The sequence below is a fragment of the Trinickia fusca genome (genome assembly GCF_003628145.1).
In the GTDB taxonomy this organism is placed as follows: domain Bacteria; phylum Pseudomonadota; class Gammaproteobacteria; order Burkholderiales; family Burkholderiaceae; genus Trinickia; species Trinickia fusca.
Genome location: NZ_RBZV01000002.1, coordinates 421,151 through 437,276 on the forward strand (window position 1 = coordinate 421,151; position 16,126 = coordinate 437,276).

General features: G+C 64.2%; 20 protein-coding genes and 1 tRNA gene. 13 read left to right on the forward strand and 8 right to left on the reverse strand.

The features are described 5' to 3' along the window. Window positions 1-34: 34 nt before the first annotated feature. From rdgB to D7S89_RS06600, 5 genes are all read left to right on the forward strand, one after another. Entirely contained in the window at window positions 35-646 is a 612-nt protein-coding gene (gene rdgB / locus D7S89_RS06580; RefSeq protein WP_121276788.1) for an RdgB/HAM1 family non-canonical purine NTP pyrophosphatase, read from the forward strand. Between the two features lie 32 nt (window positions 647-678). After that, entirely contained in the window at window positions 679-1,875 is a 1,197-nt protein-coding gene (gene hemW / locus D7S89_RS06585; RefSeq protein ID WP_245982771.1) for a radical SAM family heme chaperone HemW, read from the forward strand. Between the two features lie 53 nt (window positions 1,876-1,928). After that, window positions 1,929-2,018: transfer RNA gene (locus D7S89_RS06590), tRNA-Ser, on the forward strand. Window positions 2,019-2,134: 116 nt separating this feature from the next. Next, the gene (locus D7S89_RS06595; protein ID WP_121276792.1) at window positions 2,135-2,371 is read left to right on the forward strand and encodes a hypothetical protein; all 237 of its coding nucleotides are present in this window, start codon (window positions 2,135-2,137) and stop codon (window positions 2,369-2,371) included. 154 nt (window positions 2,372-2,525) lie between these two features. Beyond that, window positions 2,526-2,801: a hypothetical protein gene (locus D7S89_RS06600; protein WP_121276794.1), complete on the forward strand. Its 276-nt coding sequence runs from the start codon at window positions 2,526-2,528 to the stop codon at window positions 2,799-2,801. 46 nt (window positions 2,802-2,847) lie between these two features. On the opposite strand, the gene D7S89_RS06605 is transcribed toward D7S89_RS06600, so the two are convergent. After that, window positions 2,848-4,236 carry an MFS transporter gene (locus D7S89_RS06605; protein WP_121276796.1) on the reverse strand — a complete coding sequence of 463 codons (1,389 nt, stop codon included), beginning with the start codon at window positions 4,234-4,236 and terminating at the stop codon, window positions 2,848-2,850. Window positions 4,237-4,371: 135 nt separating this feature from the next. Here D7S89_RS06605 and D7S89_RS06610 point away from each other — a divergent pair, with 135 nt between their 5' ends. The 5 genes from D7S89_RS06610 to D7S89_RS06630 all read left to right on the forward strand — a co-directional run bounded on the left by D7S89_RS06610 (window position 4,372) and on the right by D7S89_RS06630 (window position 9,197). Beyond that, window positions 4,372-5,109, forward strand: a complete 738-nt coding sequence (locus D7S89_RS06610; RefSeq protein WP_121277328.1) for an ArsR/SmtB family transcription factor — start codon at window positions 4,372-4,374, stop codon at window positions 5,107-5,109. A 259-nt stretch (window positions 5,110-5,368) separates the two neighbouring features. Beyond that, complete coding sequence (locus D7S89_RS06615; RefSeq protein WP_121276798.1) at window positions 5,369-6,154, forward strand: hypothetical protein; 786 nt, start codon at window positions 5,369-5,371, stop codon at window positions 6,152-6,154. Window positions 6,155-6,175: 21 nt separating this feature from the next. Continuing rightward, a complete protein-coding gene (locus D7S89_RS06620) occupies window positions 6,176-6,763 on the forward strand; it encodes a C39 family peptidase (RefSeq protein WP_121276800.1) in 588 nt (195 codons plus the stop codon). A 291-nt stretch (window positions 6,764-7,054) separates the two neighbouring features. Further along, a complete protein-coding gene (locus tag D7S89_RS06625) occupies window positions 7,055-7,504 on the forward strand; it encodes a TonB family protein (RefSeq protein WP_245982773.1) in 450 nt (149 codons plus the stop codon). Between the two features lie 376 nt (window positions 7,505-7,880). Then, window positions 7,881-9,197 carry an MFS transporter gene (locus tag D7S89_RS06630; RefSeq protein ID WP_121276804.1) on the forward strand — a complete coding sequence of 439 codons (1,317 nt, stop codon included), beginning with the start codon at window positions 7,881-7,883 and terminating at the stop codon, window positions 9,195-9,197. 49 nt (window positions 9,198-9,246) lie between these two features. Here the strand turns inward: D7S89_RS06630 and opgC are convergent, their stop codons facing one another. Continuing rightward, complete coding sequence (opgC, locus tag D7S89_RS06635) at window positions 9,247-10,398, reverse strand: OpgC domain-containing protein (RefSeq protein ID WP_121276806.1); 1,152 nt, start codon at window positions 10,396-10,398, stop codon at window positions 9,247-9,249. 252 nt (window positions 10,399-10,650) lie between these two features. Here opgC and D7S89_RS06640 point away from each other — a divergent pair, with 252 nt between their 5' ends. Continuing rightward, window positions 10,651-10,830 carry a hypothetical protein gene (locus tag D7S89_RS06640; RefSeq protein ID WP_121277329.1) on the forward strand — a complete coding sequence of 60 codons (180 nt, stop codon included), beginning with the start codon at window positions 10,651-10,653 and terminating at the stop codon, window positions 10,828-10,830. Between the two features lie 42 nt (window positions 10,831-10,872). Here the strand turns inward: D7S89_RS06640 and D7S89_RS28120 are convergent, their stop codons facing one another. Continuing rightward, window positions 10,873-10,998, reverse strand: a complete 126-nt coding sequence (locus D7S89_RS28120) for a hypothetical protein (RefSeq protein ID WP_281273082.1) — start codon at window positions 10,996-10,998, stop codon at window positions 10,873-10,875. 311 nt (window positions 10,999-11,309) lie between these two features. Here D7S89_RS28120 and D7S89_RS06645 point away from each other — a divergent pair, with 311 nt between their 5' ends. Further along, window positions 11,310-12,722, forward strand: coding sequence for a chloride channel protein (locus tag D7S89_RS06645; protein WP_121276808.1), 1,413 nt, complete (start codon window positions 11,310-11,312; stop codon window positions 12,720-12,722). A gap of 156 nt (window positions 12,723-12,878) precedes the next feature. Here the strand turns inward: D7S89_RS06645 and D7S89_RS06650 are convergent, their stop codons facing one another. The 4 genes from D7S89_RS06650 to minC form a co-directional block, all read right to left on the reverse strand. Further along, window positions 12,879-13,190 carry a YXWGXW repeat-containing protein gene (locus tag D7S89_RS06650; RefSeq protein WP_121277330.1) on the reverse strand — a complete coding sequence of 104 codons (312 nt, stop codon included), beginning with the start codon at window positions 13,188-13,190 and terminating at the stop codon, window positions 12,879-12,881. A gap of 194 nt (window positions 13,191-13,384) precedes the next feature. Next, on the reverse strand, window positions 13,385-13,639 hold the full coding sequence (minE, locus tag D7S89_RS06655) for a cell division topological specificity factor MinE (protein ID WP_102608594.1): 255 nt from the start codon (window positions 13,637-13,639) through the stop codon (window positions 13,385-13,387). A 14-nt stretch (window positions 13,640-13,653) separates the two neighbouring features. Next, the gene (minD, locus tag D7S89_RS06660; protein ID WP_121276810.1) at window positions 13,654-14,469 is read right to left on the reverse strand and encodes a septum site-determining protein MinD; all 816 of its coding nucleotides are present in this window, start codon (window positions 14,467-14,469) and stop codon (window positions 13,654-13,656) included. Window positions 14,470-14,549: 80 nt separating this feature from the next. Beyond that, window positions 14,550-15,305 (reverse strand): septum site-determining protein MinC, encoded by a 756-nt coding sequence (gene minC, locus D7S89_RS06665; RefSeq protein WP_121276812.1) that lies wholly within the window; start codon window positions 15,303-15,305, stop codon window positions 14,550-14,552. Between minC and D7S89_RS06670 the strand changes: the two genes are divergently transcribed. Then, window positions 15,304-15,528 carry a hypothetical protein gene (locus tag D7S89_RS06670; protein ID WP_121276814.1) on the forward strand — a complete coding sequence of 75 codons (225 nt, stop codon included), beginning with the start codon at window positions 15,304-15,306 and terminating at the stop codon, window positions 15,526-15,528. The genes minC and D7S89_RS06670 overlap by 2 nt on opposite strands. Here D7S89_RS06670 and D7S89_RS06675 read toward each other — a convergent pair whose 3' ends face one another. Beyond that, window positions 15,529-16,068: a GNAT family N-acetyltransferase gene (locus D7S89_RS06675; protein WP_121276816.1), complete on the reverse strand. Its 540-nt coding sequence runs from the start codon at window positions 16,066-16,068 to the stop codon at window positions 15,529-15,531. It abuts the gene before it with no gap. Window positions 16,069-16,126: the final 58 nt, after the last annotated feature.

Below are 16,126 nucleotides of genomic sequence, written 5' to 3' on the forward strand. Positions count from 1 at the left end.
GCACGCATCGAACGGCGAGCACGCGGCTGACGCCATGCCGGGCCCGCTCAGGCGCGTCGTGCTCGCGTCGAACAACGCGGGCAAGCTGCGCGAGTTCGCCGCGCTGCTCGACGCGGCCGGCATCGAGCTCGTCGCGCAAGGCACGCTCGGCGTGCCCGAGGCCGAGGAGCCGCATCCGACCTTCGTCGAGAATGCGCTGGCCAAGGCACGCCACGCCGCCCAGCTGACGGGCCTGCCCGCCCTCGCCGACGATTCGGGCCTGTGCGTGCGCGCGCTCGGCGGCGCGCCCGGCGTCTACTCGGCGCGCTATGCACAGCTTGCAGGTGGCGAGAAGAGCGATGCCGCGAACAACGCGCGCCTCGTCGAGGCGCTGCACGACCACGCCGACCGCCGCGCCTACTACTACTGCGTGCTCGCGCTCGTGCGGCACGCGAACGACCCCGAGCCGCTCATCGCCGAAGGCCGCTGGCACGGCGAAATGCTCGATGCGCCGCGCGGCGCGAACGGCTTCGGCTACGACCCGTATTTTTATCTGCCCGAACTTCAGGCGAGCGCGGCCGAGCTCGAGCCTGCGGTGAAGAATGCACGCAGTCATCGGGCACTTGCGTTGCGCGTGCTGTTGGCGCGCCTGGTGGAGGAAGTGTGAGTTCGTCGCATCCAGTCGGCACGCGTGCCGGCATCGTCCAAGCATTCCTGGCGCAGGGCGGCATCAGCCTGAGCTCGCTGCCGCCGCTGGCACTGTATGTGCATTTCCCTTGGTGCGTCCGGAAGTGCCCTTACTGTGATTTCAATTCGCACGAGTACAAGGGCCAAGGCGAGCGCTTTCCCGAAGACGAATACCTCGACGCGTTGCGCGCCGATCTCGAGCATGCGCTGCCGCTGATCTGGGGCCGCCAGGTGCATACGGTGTTCATCGGTGGCGGCACGCCGAGCCTGTTGTCGGCGCGTGGCCTCGATCGTCTGCTATCGGACATCCGTGCGCTGCTGCCGCTCGATGCCGATGCCGAGATCACGCTCGAAGCCAACCCTGGCACGTTCGAGGCAGAGAAGTTCGCGCAGTTTCGGGCGAGCGGCGTGAACCGCTTGTCGGTCGGCATCCAGAGCTTCAACGATGCGCATCTGAAAGCGCTGGGCCGCATCCACGATCGCGCAAACGCGCATCGTGCCGTCGAAATCGCTGCGCGGCATTTCGACAACTTCAACCTCGATCTGATGTTCGCGCTGCCGCAGCAAACGCTCGAGGAGTGCCGGACCGACATCGAGACGGCGCTCTCGTTCGCGCCGCCCCATCTGTCGCTCTATCACCTCACGCTCGAGCCCAATACGCTGTTCGCGAAGTTTCCGCCGGCCCTGCCCGACGATGATGCGTCGGCCGACATGCAGGATTGGATTCACGAGCGCACGGCTGCGGCCGGTTATACGCGTTACGAAGTATCGGCCTATGCGCAGCCGCATCGGCAGTGCAAGCACAACCTCAACTATTGGCGCTTCGGGGATTATCTCGGCATTGGTGCAGGCGCACATACGAAGCTGTCGTTTGCGCACCGCATCGTGCGGCAAGCGCGCTACAAGCATCCGGCGACGTTCATGGAGCAAGCCCGCGCGGGTACGCCGGTGCAGGAAGAGCATGAGGTCGGGCCGCACGATTTGCCGTTCGAGTTCATGCTCAATGCGCTGCGGCTGGTCGAGGGCTTTCCTGTGCATCGTTTTGTCGAGCGGACGGGCCTGACGATGACGTCGATCGAGCCTGCGCTACAGGAGGCTGAACGTCGCGGGCTCATCGCGCGGGATTACGAGCGCATCGCGCCGACGCCGCTCGGGCAGCGGTTTCTGAACGACCTGCAGGGGCTCTTTTTGAACGATCGCGAGGGGTAAGTTTGCACGGGTGCGCGAGGCGATCGAATTTTCGAGTTACAATCGCACCCCTCGGAGGGCTGGCAGAGCGGTTGAATGCACCGGTCTTGAAAACCGGCAAGGCTTTACGGCCTTCGTGGGTTCGAATCCCACGCCCTCCGCCACAGACATGCAAAAACGGGCCTCTTGGCCCGTTTTTTATTTCTGCCTACCTGTATCAGGACAACAGGAAACTGCAATTTGGCGGTCAAACAGCCCTCTTGACCGTCCACTTTCCGCAATGAACAAGCAACATATCCGTCATGTGCTGTCCGGTGCATCACTGCTCGTGATTTTGGCGATGGTCGTCGCCTTCAACGCGATCAACCTGATCGAAGCCTATGGCAGCGGCGCCCCGTATTATTCAAGAACGACAAACATGGATAAGTGGACTAACCCACTACCCATCCTTGGCGCCGTGGACGCGGTGACCGTCGTATTGATCGCTTGTTACTTTCGCTGGGCAAAGCGGAGATAGCGTGTAATACGCCGTTTCAATCCGGGGTCAACGCCCGGCAACCGCGCTTCGTTACAGGGAGGCGCGGCGACCTGAATCACGGTACGCCGGCACACCACCACGCATGGCGGCTCACCTCGCTGCTTGCTCAACGTGTCCCGTCAAGGAGAAAGTCATGAAGCGTTTCGTTTCGACCACCGCCGTTCTCGCCGCTGCCCTGTGCTGCTCTGCCGCGTTCGCGCAGACCCCGCCGCAGAACGTCGGTCACAAGCACCCCAATCTGCGTGCCGCGCAGCACCTCGTCGACCAGGCGAACAAGCGTGTCGAGGATGCGCAGAAGGCAAATGAGTGGGACCTCGGCGGGCATGCCGAGAAGGCGCGCCAACTCCTCGTCCAGGCGAACGAGGAGCTCAAGCAAGCAGCGGAATTCGCAAACGCCGACCACAAGTAAGCCAGGCGGGCCCACCCTAGCGCCACGTCGCGCTATGGTGGGCCAGTCAATCAATGGCGCCCGCAGCCACGCTCTCCCCCGCACCCGACGTTCGCGCCAACGCCTTCCACCATACGATACCTGCCGCGATCGACATCGCACCCGCAACGACGAGCCCCGCCCGTACGCCATCGGCGATCGACGAGCACACGGCAATCAAGCTGCCGGAAATCGCCACCCCAAGCGCGGCGCCGGTTTGCCGAGCGGAGTTCAGCACACCTGCCGCAATCCCTGCACGACGGTTCTCGACCGACGCCATGAGCGCAGCCGTCGTCGCGGGCGTAATGAGGCTTGCAGCAAGCCCCACAGCCGGCAACGACAACACGAAAGCCCAATAGGGTACAGCCGGGCCGATAACCAGCAGTCCCCAATATCCGCTCGCCGCGAGCAACGCAGCACCCGCCACAAGCGTACGCAGCCCCAGTCGCGCAACCGCGCGTCTCGAGACGAGGCTGCCAAACGGCACAACGACAGTCAGCGGCAGAAACGCCAGTCCGGCAAGCATGGGCGTGTAGCCACGCTGCTGCTGAAAGTACAGGCTGAGACCGAACATCAACCCGTAGAACGTGAACGCCGAAACCATCGACACGAAAACCGCCGCCCGGAAAGCAGGACGGGTGAAAAGCTCCAGCGGCATCATCGGCTCATCGCGCTTCGCTTCGAGTGCGACGAAGGCACCGCCTGCCACGAGCGCCGCCAACAATCCCGCGACAATGATCGGCGAACGCCACCCGTACGTCGGCGCGCTGATGACCACGATGTTCAGCAACGCCAGCGCAGCGATCGCGCTGACCTGACCGGCCACGTCGAAGCGCCGCGCGATCCCGGCTGGCGCCTGCGGTGCCACACGCGATGCCATGACGATGCCGGCGAAACAGATGGGCACGTTGAGCAGAAAGATGCTGCGCCAGCCGACGAGACCGATCAGCACGCCGCCAAGCAACGGCCCTGCAGCCATGGCTACACCGCCCAGCCCAGCCCATACGCCGAATGCGGCCGCGCGCTCGCGCGTATCTGAACAGACGCGATTGATGAGCGCCATGGATGCCGGGACGAGCAGCGCTGCGCCGACACCCTGCAGGATACGTGCCGCGATCAGCACCGCGAGGCTGGGCGCGATGCCGCAAAGCGCCGAGGCGGCGGTAAAGCACGCGAGACCCGTCACGTAGACGTTGCGCGCGCCCATCCGGTCGCCGAGCGTCCCACCCGAGAGCAGCAAACTCGCGAAGGTCAGCGTATAGGCATTGACGACCCACTGCAGGCCGGCCACGCCGCCCGCGAGCGAGCCAGCGATCGATTTCAAGGCAACGTTGACGATCGACGTGTCGAGAATGACCACGACGTAGCTGATGCTCGTTGCCAACAGCACTCGACGTTGCAGGTCGCGATTGTCCATCCGTGCGGTTCTCCCAAAGTATCCGGTGTTGTACGGGGCCAGTATCCGGGATGAAGGAAGCCAAATGCTTCGATGCGCATCGAATCGTGCGACCATAAAATCGCGTTACGCTTGACGAAAATTCCGGAGATGCAAATGGACGTTCAACCTAGCGTGTCCGCCACGGCATTCCTCATTGCCGATCCGGCACGGGCCGCGATGCTGATGGCCTTGGCCGACGGCCGCGCGCGCCCTGCGGGCGAGTTGGCCTACGCGGCAGGGGTAACCCCGCAAACCGCCAGCAGCCATCTCGCCAAGCTTCTGGATGGCGGCCTGATAGCGGTTGAAAAGGAAGGCCGCCACCGCTATTACCGACTCGCGGATGCGCAGGTCGCGACGCTGCTCGAAAACCTCGCGACGGTGGGCGCGAAGCGAACGGTGCGCCGCAAGCTGCCCAGCCGCGAGGCGCAAAGGTTGCGCTTTGCCCGCTGTTGCTACGACCACTTGGCGGGACAGGTCGGTGTCGCCATCACACAGCGCCTGACGAGCCAGGGCTTTCTTGCAACCAGCACCGACAAGCAATTCGAAGTCACGCCGGCCGGTGCGGCGTGGTTCGACGAGTTGGGGCTCGACGTCGCTGCCTTGAAACCGGGACGCCACGGCATCGCGCGTCAATGCCTCGACTGGACGGAACGACAGCACCATCTTGCCGGGCCGCTTGGCAACGCGTTCCTCTCTCTGCTTTGTACGAAGGGATGGCTGCGGCGTGCGAAAGCCTCGCGCGCGATCGAAGTCACACCGCAAGGCTGGCGTGACCTCAACGATCGGATTGGCTTGACGCCTGAGTCGATAAAGGAAGTCGACATGGGAACAGACGTCGGTTCTACGAAATAACGCAGGCCTCCCCGCATCACACACCCTCCCTCGCCTACCACTTCCTGTAGGCGCCCTACCCTCTAGCGCAACCGCGTACTACGCTTCTAACGCCGCACGACCTGCTTCATTGATCAGGTTGACGGAACTGCCTCCGATAGATTGGAGGTGTTCCATCCAAAACGAACGGGCATTCGATTCTTTTATTATGTAGTCCTTATAATTAAATCTCGCGATTCGAATGCATTGGCTTTCAGAATTGATAACAAGGAGCCTCGACATGTCGATATTGCAATCGCGTGCAGTGTGGTTGCCCGTACTGGCGATGCTCATCGCATTCCCAGCTATAGGGCAGTCTGGCACGCCCGCGTCGTCGAACCCCACCACCACTGCCACCGCCGGCGCAATCGCGCTCGTGGCCGGCACGCCGCAACGTCGCGCAGCCGAGGAAGGCCTGGCGGTTCTGACCACCCGTCTCTCGCTGCCGCAACACGCCGCGCAAGCCACCCGCATCTTCGCCGTCGACGATAGCCGCCTGCTGCGCGATGCCGTGATCGGCTATGGCTTCGAAGTCGAGCTCGTCGATCCGAACGCCCTGCTCGCCGGCAACAGTATCGACGCAAGTACACGCGAGAGCGGTCAATGGCGCTTCGTCGTCATGCTCGCGAATCGTCCCATCGGCCTCGTAACGGTCGCCTCGACGCACGGACAGTGGAAGATGGTCGAGGCCGGCGGCAACGAACTCGCACAAGAGGTCATGACCGTCGTCGGCCGCTATCGGAGCACATCGCCACCCGCGCGCCTGCGCTTCGTGCGCAGCCAGCAAGGCGTGGCCGACTTCATCGAAGTCACCCCTTCGAGTCCGACCGATCGCACCCTCAGCACCGTCACTCCGCAGTACGTACCGTTACTCAGCGCGCGCATGATGCTCGGCAATTCGCCGGCAGACACGGCCACGAGCCATACGCTGTCAGCGAGCCCGGTCGCGCTGTCGGAGACGGACGTGGCACCGGCACTACGCGAGAGCGTGCGCCGTGGCATGCACGATTTGCGCTTCACCCACTGAGCCATACACGGAGGGACTCTCATGAAACAGCGTGCTCTTGTCAGGCTCGTTGCCGCCGCCGTCGGCTCGGTGCTCGCGCCGCTCGCGATCGCGGCGTCGCAGTCACTCAACATCCCCATCGTCGCGCAGCAGCACAGCGAATGGTGCTGGGCAGCCGACGCCAATGCCATTCTGACCTACCGCGGCGTCTCGACGACGCAATGCGGCATCGACAACTGGGTCAACTCGATCAATTACGCGTGCCAGCAAGCGAGCTTCGACTGGAACGACTCGGCCAACTCACCCAACGCTCTGAGCGGCACAACCGGTATCTCGGGCATCGTGTGGTCTCTCGGCAGACGCGATTCGAACTACTACGACAGCGCACTCAACTACAGCACCGCGACGTCGGCGCTGTCCAACGGCAACCCCGTCGTCGTGTTGTGGACCTGGCCCGATGGCGGCGGTCACTTCATCGTGCTCGACGGCTACGACGACAGCGGGCCGACGCTCTATTTCATGAATCCTTGGCCAGGCGAAGGTACAGGCTGGGGCGACTACAGCTGGATCCGCGACGGCACCGGCAACATGGGCACGCATTGGTGGTCCGAATCGTTAATCGTTTATTGAAGGTTGAACGCGGGCGGTGTCGCGCACCACGCGGTCCGCGACACGCGTCATAGGCGTAGCGATATCTCGCTCCCACCACATCATTTTTCGGATTGCGTACGTTTTCGTCACGAGGCCCGCGCGGCGTGCTTGTCCGCCCACATGGCAGGGCCGACCCGGATGCGCAAAAAGCTGCGGATTGACTACGCTTAAGGCATCGCATCCCAGTGTCCGACGCCCGTCGCCCGCGCCATGAATGTCGATCTCCGTCGCCTCCCCTCGCTACGCGCCCGCGAGCCGAGGCGCTTCGTCATGCTTGGCGCGCTCGTGGTCGCCACCGCCTGCACGTTCACGCCGCCCGGCCGTCCACCCGCGGCCTTGCTGCCGCCGCCGGCAGCCGTCAACAGCTACACGCTCGACCAGTATCGCAATGCCATCGCGCACCGCATCGTCGAGCGCAACCCGTCGTACGTCCTGAACGGCACGCCGCAAGCGATGCTGCGTTCGCTGGTCGTCGTCTCGTTCACCGTCGACAGCGCCGGCCGGCTCGTGTCGTCATCGGTCTATCGCACGAACGGCGACGACCAAGCCGAAGCGACGGCGCTCGCCACGCTGCGCCGCGCCGCGCCGTTGCCGCCGCCCCCGCCGAAGCTGCTGAACGGACGCGGGCAGGTCGAAATCATGGAGGACTGGCTGTTCAACGACAACGGCAAGTTCCAGTTGCGCTCGCTCGCCACACCGCAAGCCCAAGTGCTCGACTGACGGACCGAGCGCCGCCCGCCTTCGTGCGCCGACGCTCGCGCGTAAGCGAGCGCGGCCGCACAGGCGCTCGGGCGCGTACGGTCCCCACTAATCGCTATAATTCTGCCCACCCCGCGCCGGATCAGCCGGCCATGCTCGCGGTGTGCGCCTACCCGGCCGCCCACCAGCGAGCCCGACGCGCTCGCACCCTCCCCCTTGATCGAGTTGGGCGAGTGCGTCGCCTGTAAGCCTTTTTCGCTTGTAACATGCTTTGTCGCACGCCTCGCCGCGACACACGTGTCCTTACCGCCGACTCGACTCATTAGCTGACGCGGCCGGCTCGCTCGCTTGTGCGCTGCCGGGTAGACCGCGTCAAGACAACCGGGAGACCTCCTTCATGTCGACATCCCCGTCCTCGCCCGCCGTGACGTCCCCTGCAGAAGCGGCCGACACATCGAGCCGTTCGCGCATCGTCTTCGCCAGTTTCATCGGCACGGCGATCGAGTTCTACGACTTCTATGTCTACGCCACCGCGGCCGCGCTCGTGATCGGCCCGGTGTTCTTTCCGCACGGCTCGGCAACGGCGCAAGCACTCTCGGCCTTCGTCACATTCGGCATCGCTTTCATCGCACGGCCGATCGGCTCGTTCCTGTTCGGCCATTTCGGCGACCGCATCGGCCGCAAGTCGACGCTCGTCGCCTCGCTGCTCGTAATGGGCGTATCGACGACGCTGATCGGCTTCGTGCCCGGCTACGACGCGATCGGCAGCCTTGCCCCTGTTCTGCTGTGCATCCTGCGTTTCGGGCAAGGCATCGGCCTTGGCGGCGAATGGGGCGGCGCTGCGCTGCTCGCCACCGAAAACGCGCCGGCCGGCCGCCGCGCCTGGTTCGGCATGTTCCCGCAACTGGGACCGTCGGTCGGCTTTCTGGCCGCCAACGGTTTGTTCTTCGGCCTCGCGCTGGCGCTGACGGACGAGCAGTTCCGCAGCTGGGGCTGGCGCGTGCCGTTCATCGCAAGTGCGGTGCTCGTCGCGCTGGGCTTGTACGTGCGCATGAAGATCGCCGAGACGCCCGCGTTTCGCGCCGCCATCGAACGCCGGGAGCGCGTGCGCGTGCCGCTCGTCTCGCTGATCGCGCGCCACGCCAAGCCGACGCTCGCCGGCGCGTTCGCGATGGTCGTCTGCTACACGCTGTTCTACATTTCGACGGTGTTTACGCTGTCGTACGGCGTGTCGACGCTGCACTTCACACGGCAGAGCTTCCTCGGTCTGCTGTGCTTCGCCGTGCTGTTCATGGCGCTCGCGACGCCGCTGTCGGCCTGGGCCAGCGATCGCTTCGGCCGCCGCCCCGTGCTGATCGCAGGCATCGTTGCCGCGATCGCCTCGGGCTTCGCGATGGCGCCGCTCGTCGGCAGCGGGTCCACACCGCTCGTCGCGTTGTTTCTGACGATCGAGCTGTTCCTGATGGGCGTCACGTTCGCGCCGATGGGTGCGCTGCTGCCCGAGCTGTTTCCCACGCCCGTGCGCTATACGGGGGCGGGCGTGTCGTACAACCTCGGCGGCATTCTGGGTGCGTCGGTGGCGCCCTACATCGCGCAGATGCTCGCGGCGCGTGGCGGACTCGCCTGGGTCGGCGGGTATGTGTCCGTGGCGGCAGCCGTGAGTCTCATCGCTGTGCTGTCGATCCGCGAGACGCGCGACGTGCAGCTCAGCTGAGGCGCGGCAATGTGACGTGAGATAACGGGCCGTGCCAGCAGCCGGCCCGTCAACGGCGCGCGTCGAAGCGCTCGGGCACGCATACGCGCGCAGGCGCCACGGGCATCGTCGAAGCTGGCACAGCGACGCGCGCTCGCATCGTCTTGAACTGACTGGCGAGGCGGGCAATCAGCATCAGCGCAAACACGGCTGCGAGGTCGCCAAGCAGCCTCGGCAGCCAGATCGTGTCGAGATGCATGAGCCGCAGCGCGGTATCGACGCCAATCGACACCAGCGTGCCACAGACGAAACAGACAAGGCCCTGCCGCCCTATCGTCACCACGGCCGGCAGGCGGGTGGCCAGCGCGCGCATCCAGCCTAGCCGCACGGTCTGCGCGGCGAGCCATGCGAGGGCCAGAAAGCTCACGATGCGCACGCTCGCGAGGTTCTGCTTCATGAAGCCGGGTTGCGGATTGCTGTCGATGCATAGCTTGACGAAAGCAAACGACAACGCAACGGCAAATGCCGCACTCGTCAGCCAGTCGCCGATATTCGACGCTTGCATGTCCTCGGGCACCGGATGCAGTCGGCACAGCATCCCGAGCATGAACATCAGTTGCCAGGCAAACGGATTGAACGGCCAGCCGCCACTGCCCACGCCCGGCAGCATCGATCCGAGCGACGGCGCGCCGAACCAGACACCCAGGCTGACGACGAATGCCGCTAGCGGCATGCGGCGCGCAAGCGGCATAGACAACGGCATGAGGAGCGCGAACAGCACGTACATCGGCAGCACGGCCGACAGAAACGGCTGCTCGCGTAACGAGACGATATTGGCCAGCACAGTAAGCGGATGACGCGCGAACGTGGGCCAGTCCGTCAGCGCAACGAGCGGCGACGTCAGTGGCAACAGCGTCAACAGCAGGCCGCAGCCGAGCATCAGTGCCGCCGTCAGGCCATACGCGCGATAAATCTCCCAGGCACGGCGCAAGAAGCGCCGCCGCGCCGCGGCTTCACCGCGGCGTGCGGCTATCGCAGCGTAGCTCGCGGCCGATGCGTAGCCGCCCAGGAACACGAACACCTCTGCTGCGTCGCAGTACGCATAGCTGTGCAGCATGGCGTGCGAGAGCACGCTGACGGAAATGTGGTCGATCGCAATGACGATCAGCACGATCCCGCGCAAAAAATCGACCTCGACCGAACGTGCAGCAGACGCATTCATCGGGCAGACCTCGTGTGCTCGCGGCACCCGCAATCGTGTCGCGCGTGTCGCATCGGCTTTGATGCACGATTGGTTCCTGGCGTACGTGGAAAATTCCCGCACGCGCCCACATTTCGTCGAGCGACTCGGGCAGCGGGCCGTATCGGGGCTTTCCCCGTCTTGCCGGCCCTGGTCGCGTCCCTATACTGGCCCCACGGCGCACGTGAAGAAGGCGCCGCCATCCTCGAAAAAAACAACCCATGGGAGTCGACGATGAACCTTCATATTCACAACGCTGATCTCGTCGCAATCGTCGCGCTGGCCCTGCTCGCCTCACTGCTGCTGGCTACGCGCTTCAAGCCGAAAACGTGGGTCGGCATCGTATTCGAAGCGCTGCTGGCGAATCTCGCGGCTATTGCCACCGTCATCGCCTTCGAAGCCATGCTGTCGTGACCGCGCCTTGACGCGGTCCGATTCAGCCGGCCCGCCGTGGCCTTAGCGGTAGTAGTACCCGCCGCCGTGATAATAGCCGTAATACCCCGGCGCCGGGACGACCACGCAGCCGCCCAGCGAGGCAGCCAGCAAGATCCCAGAGATCAACGTCAATGCCGTGCGTTTCATCATCATTCTCCTGTCGCATGTGTATCGCGCAAATTCAAGTGCGCGCGATAGTTTTGATTGAACAGGAGATTGCCCAAAACGGGCGTTGCAATTTGTAAGCCCCGAAGGGGCAAGTATTACAAGGCGCGAGCAACATCTCGCAACGAGCCTGTGCGACGTGCATGTCGTCATCGACCATCCAATGAATGGCGACACATTTAACAAGCTTGTAATGCGACGCGCGTGCCCGAGATGCGTGTGTCGATCCGAGGCGTTTCGGAAAAAGCTCAGGCGCGGCGCTCGTATAATGGCCTCTTTGTTCGGTACGCATCATGCCGCGCCTCTCGCTTCCTTCCTCCAGTGTTGCCCGACATGCACGGCAGATCTGGCGACGTTACGGCATCTTCTGGCTCGGTGCGATCGCCGTCGGACTCGTCGCCGTGCTCTATGCGCGGCTCATCGACTGGGGCTATGACGCGTTTCGCGCCATGCAGCATCAGCATGCGTGGCTTGCGCTGATCGTCACGCCCGCCATCGGGGCCGCCTCGGTGTGGACGACACGCCGCTTCTTCCGCGGCGCTGAAGGCAGCGGCATCCCGCAAGTCATCGCCACCCTGCACGAAGGCACGTCGACGCTGGGTCCGCTCGTGCTTACCCCGCGCCTGCTCGCAGGCAAGATCGCCGTGTCGTTCCTCGGCATCCTCGGTGGCTTCACGATCGGCCGCGAAGGTCCGACCGTGCAAATCGGCGCGGCGCTGATGTTCAACCTGCGCCGCCTCTACCCGCGCTCCAATACGCTGATCGAACGGCAGCTCATTCTGGCCGGCGCGGCAGCCGGCTTGTCCGCTGCGTTCAACACGCCGCTCGCAGGCATCGTGTTCGCGATCGAGGAACTGACGCGCAGCTTCGAGGCGCGCACGAGCGGCGTGTTGATTACGGCGATCATCGTCGCGGGGGTCATCGCGCTGGGGCTCAACGGCAACTACACGTATTTCGGAACGATTCAGATCGGCACGCGCTTTCCCGACCTGCTGGCCGTGGCCGTCGTACTCACAGCGCTCGTCACGGGCGTGGCCGGCGGCTGCTTCGGCTGGCTGCTGCTGCACACCTCGCGCTGGCTGCCGGCACCGCTCCTGCGGATGCATCGCGAACGGCCCGTCGCGTTCGGCGCGCTGTGCGGGCTCGTGATCGCGGTCGTGGGCTCGATCTCGGGCGGGACGACGTTCGGCAGCGGCTACGCCGAAGCGCGCGGCTTGCTCGAAGCTCGCGAACAGTTGCCGCTGCTCTACCCGTTTCTGAAGTTGGTTTCGATGGTCGGCTCGTACCTGCCCGGCATTCCGGGCGGCATCTTCGCACCGTCGCTGTCGATCGGCGCCGGCTTCGGCAACCTGCTGCATCACGTGTTCGGCAGCCTGCAACTGCCGATGCTGATCGCGCTCGCGATGGTCGGCTATCTGGCCGCCGTCACGCAGTCGCCGATCACGTCGTTCGTCATCGTGATGGAAATGATCAACGGTCACGCGCTCGTGATCTCGCTGATGGCGACGGCGGTCATTGCAAGCCGCGTCTCGCGGCTGTTCGCGCCACCGCTTTACGAGGCGCTGGCGCAACGCTATCTGACGCCGGCAGGCGAAGGCAAGACGAGCGCCGTCGATTCGCCGACTGCGCTCGAACCGCTGTTCGAAGATGAAGAAGAGGATGGCGAAGCAAAACGCGCGGCGCAGTCCGATACGCCGCGCGCTTGATGACGGTTCAGTCCGTCATCGGACGCGGGGTCAGTAGATGACCACGGGCGCCGGCCGATAATACACAGGCCGTGCCGGCACGACGACGCAGCCGGCCAGCACGATCGCCAGCAGCCCGAGCGCGAGCAGTGTGCGGGTTCTTTTCATATGCACTCCTTAGCGCCAATGGCCCGGTACCCAGACCCAGTTCGGGCCGCGCGGCGCCCAGTGGCCGGACACCCAGTGATAGCCGACGCGCACGCGCTGCCAATGGCCGGGAGCCCACACGTATTGGCCGTGATCCCAGCGCCAATGACCACGATCCCAGACATAGCCGGTGCGCGGCGCGGGCATGACTTCAGCGCGCAAAGGCGGCGGCGCACTCGGCACAAGAATGACCTCGGCGGCCGAGGCCGAAGCGGCGACGGTCAATACGCCGGCAGCAGCCAGCACCAGTTCGGCAATCAATAAGCGAGTGGAAGATTTCATCTTGGCCTCTTGGTCGAATGCGCCAATGGGTGGCGTCATTCCTATAATGCGCGAGGCCTTCGCGGCGACGACAACGGCCGTATTACGAGCCAGCCGAAAGTGCAACCGATTATTTATCGGCGCCGATGGAGGAAAGGCGACGAGAGAAGCGGCTTGCCGCGCGACCTACCGCTGCCGCGCGGCGCAAACGCTGATCAGGCTTGCGGAATTTCGATCTTGACTTCGAGGACTTCGAGGTCGTCCTGACGCTCGAGGCTCACGCGAATGTCATCGTCCGAAATCTTCACGTACTTCGAAATAACGGCCACGAGCTCGCGTTGCAACGCGGGCAGATAATCGGCAGGCGGATGACCGCCCGCACGCTCGTGCGCGATGATCAGCTGCAAACGCTCTTTGGCGACTGCCGCAGACTTCTTTTTCTCGCCGAGCAAAAACGAAAGAATCGACATGACGTGCGTCCTCCTTACCGCGTGCCGAACAGGCGCTGGAGGAGACCCGGCTTTTGATAGTCGGTAAAGCGCAGCTCCTTCTCTTCGCCGAGAAAGCGCGAGATCACGTCCTTGTACGCCTCGGCCACATCGGTGCCGTCCATGTGCACGGCCGGCAAGCCCTGGTTCGACGCGTGCAGCACCGCTTCCGACTCGGGCACGACGCCGATCAGATCGATGCGCAGGATCTCCTGGATATCCGACAGCGACAGCATCTCGCCTTCGCTGACGCGCTTGGGGTTGTAGCGGGTGATCAGCAGATGCTCCTTGACGGGCTCCTTGCCATCGACTGCACGCTTGGTCTTCGACGACAGAATGCCGAGGATGCGGTCGGAATCGCGCACCGACGACACTTCCGGATTCGTCACGACGAGCGCTTCATCGGCGAAGTGCATCGCCAGCAGCGCGCCCGACTCGATGCCGGCCGGCGAATCGCAGACGATGTACTCGAAGCCCATCGCGGCCAGATCGGCGATCACCTTCTCGACGCCTTCGAGCGTCAGCGCGTCTTTGTCACGCGTCTGCGAGGCCGGCAGGATGAACAGGTTCTCGCACTTCTTGTCCTTGATGAGCGCCTGGTTGAGGTTCGCTTCGCCCTGGATCACGTTGATGAAGTCGTAGACCACGCGACGCTCGCAACCCATGATGAGGTCGAGATTGCGCAGACCGACGTCGAAGTCGATCACGGCGGTCTTGAAGCCGCGCAGGGCCAAGCCCGACGCGAAGCTGGCGCTCGTCGTGGTCTTGCCCACGCCGCCCTTGCCCGAAGTCACCACAACGATTTTTGCCATTTTCCCCTTACCCTGTGTTCGTTCAATGAGGTTGTCCGACGCGGCTCGACTCGTGCCAGCACTGCGTCCTGGGCCACGCCTTACGTGAGGCGCAGCGGTTCGATCATCAATTTCTCGTCGGCGAGCCGGATCTGCACCGACTTGCCGATGACGTCGGCCGGCAGCGGATTCTCGGTCGTGCGATAGATGCCTGCGATCGAGATCAGTTCCGGCTCGAGACACGTGCAGAAAATGCGCGCGTCGTGATTGCCGTGCACGCCCGCGAGCGCCCGCCCGCGCAACGGCGCGTAAATATGGATGTTGCCTTCCGCGATCAGCTCGGCGCCATAGCTCACGAGACCGAGCACGACGAGATCGCCTTTCGCATACACCTGCTGCCCGGAACGCAACGGCTTATCGACGATCAGCGTCTGCGGCGGCACGGCGATGCGCGCGACCGGCTCGGCAGGCGCTTGCGCCACTGGCGCCGGCTCGGCCTCAGCGTCAGCTTTTGCGCCGCCGGCTCCCGCTCCGGCGCGCCGGTCGCGTGCTTCAAGCAGCGGCAGGCCGCTCTCTGCGGCCCACGCGTGTTGCGCGGGCGACGCGACGATGCCGATCGGACGCATGCGTACGCTATCGAGCAAGCTCGCGATCTCGGCGAGCGGCACACGCTCGTCGTCCGCGAGACGACGCAGGTCGATCGCGACCACGTCGCCGGCGAAAAACTCGGGAGTCGCTTCGAAGCGCCGCGTGAGCTCGCTTTTGAGCGCGTCGAGATCGGTCGTCTTGACGACGAACAGAAGCGAGTCGACGGAGCCGCTGCGTAGTTCGAAGAATGGCGATTTATTCAGCGACATGGCGTTGATGCAAAAAAATTTTGCGTATTTTACAGGCGCAAACGTGCGCGGCCAGCATTTTTGCGATGCGAAAGCGGCCGCTGCGCGTCCGCGCAACAGTCGCACGCGAGCTTATACGGGAAGTGACGAAGCAAATGGCCCACGCATGCGTTTCCGGTACGTGGGTGCGGCAGATGAGATAGGCGAGGTCGATCGGTCGGAAAAGCTGCGCGCAACCGATTGATCATGGGGCTGACGCCTCGCCCTCGTTCTGGCGCTTGACCGGCTGTACGAGCAGCGTCACCCACTCCTGCGGTGCGTGTGCGACCGGCACGTGTTCGCCGCCCGGGCCGAAGCCGAGGTGCTCGTAAAAGCGCATCCCGTTGCGATTCGCGTCGGGCACCCACGCATAGACGTCGGACGCACCGCGCTCTGCCAGCCAATGGCTCGCCGTGTTCACGAGCAGTTCGCCGCCGCGTAGATGGCGTACAGCCGGCGCCACCCACAGCGCGTAAACGAATGCACGGCGTTCTGGTGCGTCTTCGAAGTACGCACCGATGAGCCCGGCCGGATGGCCTTCGGTGTAGAGGATAAACGACGTCGAAGTTTCGGAAGCGGCGTGACGTGATGCCGTTTCCTCGAACGTCTCGGCTTGTTCGGAAAGCGCTTCTTCAAGCGTCTCGTCGAAAGCATAAGGAGCGTCGCGCAGCGATGCGGCGCGCAACTCGCGATACGTGGCCCCTTGGTCGGCGGCGATACGGCGAACGGTCAGCGATGAACTCATGAGGGTCCGGTAAACGGGAGACGCTGATGCGTAGCTTCGTCCGAACCGGCGATCGAGT

What these genes read in the sequence shown, in the direction of transcription:
- D7S89_RS06615 (WP_121276798.1), top strand. Translation starts at nt 5,369, where the DNA reads ATGTCGATATTGCAATCGCGTGCAGTGTGGTTGCCCGTACTGGCGATG.
- D7S89_RS06620 (WP_121276800.1), top strand. Translation starts at nt 6,176, where the DNA reads ATGAAACAGCGTGCTCTTGTCAGGCTCGTTGCCGCCGCCGTCGGCTCG.
- D7S89_RS06670 (WP_121276814.1), top strand. Translation starts at nt 15,304, where the DNA reads ATGGCGTTGATGCAAAAAAATTTTGCGTATTTTACAGGCGCAAACGTG.
- D7S89_RS28120 (WP_281273082.1), bottom strand. Translation starts at nt 10,998, where the DNA reads ATGAAACGCACGGCATTGACGTTGATCTCTGGGATCTTGCTGGCTGCC.
- D7S89_RS06600 (WP_121276794.1), top strand. Translation starts at nt 2,526, where the DNA reads ATGAAGCGTTTCGTTTCGACCACCGCCGTTCTCGCCGCTGCCCTGTGC.
- D7S89_RS06675 (WP_121276816.1), bottom strand. Translation starts at nt 16,068, where the DNA reads ATGAGTTCATCGCTGACCGTTCGCCGTATCGCCGCCGACCAAGGGGCC.
- D7S89_RS06645 (WP_121276808.1), top strand. Translation starts at nt 11,310, where the DNA reads ATGCCGCGCCTCTCGCTTCCTTCCTCCAGTGTTGCCCGACATGCACGG.
- D7S89_RS06625 (WP_245982773.1), top strand. Translation starts at nt 7,055, where the DNA reads ATGCTTGGCGCGCTCGTGGTCGCCACCGCCTGCACGTTCACGCCGCCC.
- rdgB (WP_121276788.1), top strand. Translation starts at nt 35, where the DNA reads ATGCCGGGCCCGCTCAGGCGCGTCGTGCTCGCGTCGAACAACGCGGGC.
- D7S89_RS06640 (WP_121277329.1), top strand. Translation starts at nt 10,651, where the DNA reads ATGAACCTTCATATTCACAACGCTGATCTCGTCGCAATCGTCGCGCTG.
- D7S89_RS06595 (WP_121276792.1), top strand. Translation starts at nt 2,135, where the DNA reads ATGAACAAGCAACATATCCGTCATGTGCTGTCCGGTGCATCACTGCTC.
- D7S89_RS06650 (WP_121277330.1), bottom strand. Translation starts at nt 13,190, where the DNA reads ATGAAATCTTCCACTCGCTTATTGATTGCCGAACTGGTGCTGGCTGCT.
- D7S89_RS06630 (WP_121276804.1), top strand. Translation starts at nt 7,881, where the DNA reads ATGTCGACATCCCCGTCCTCGCCCGCCGTGACGTCCCCTGCAGAAGCG.
- minC (WP_121276812.1), bottom strand. Translation starts at nt 15,305, where the DNA reads ATGTCGCTGAATAAATCGCCATTCTTCGAACTACGCAGCGGCTCCGTC.
- minE (WP_102608594.1), bottom strand. Translation starts at nt 13,639, where the DNA reads ATGTCGATTCTTTCGTTTTTGCTCGGCGAGAAAAAGAAGTCTGCGGCA.
- D7S89_RS06605 (WP_121276796.1), bottom strand. Translation starts at nt 4,236, where the DNA reads ATGGACAATCGCGACCTGCAACGTCGAGTGCTGTTGGCAACGAGCATC.
- D7S89_RS06610 (WP_121277328.1), top strand. Translation starts at nt 4,372, where the DNA reads ATGGACGTTCAACCTAGCGTGTCCGCCACGGCATTCCTCATTGCCGAT.
- opgC (WP_121276806.1), bottom strand. Translation starts at nt 10,398, where the DNA reads ATGAATGCGTCTGCTGCACGTTCGGTCGAGGTCGATTTTTTGCGCGGG.
- minD (WP_121276810.1), bottom strand. Translation starts at nt 14,469, where the DNA reads ATGGCAAAAATCGTTGTGGTGACTTCGGGCAAGGGCGGCGTGGGCAAG.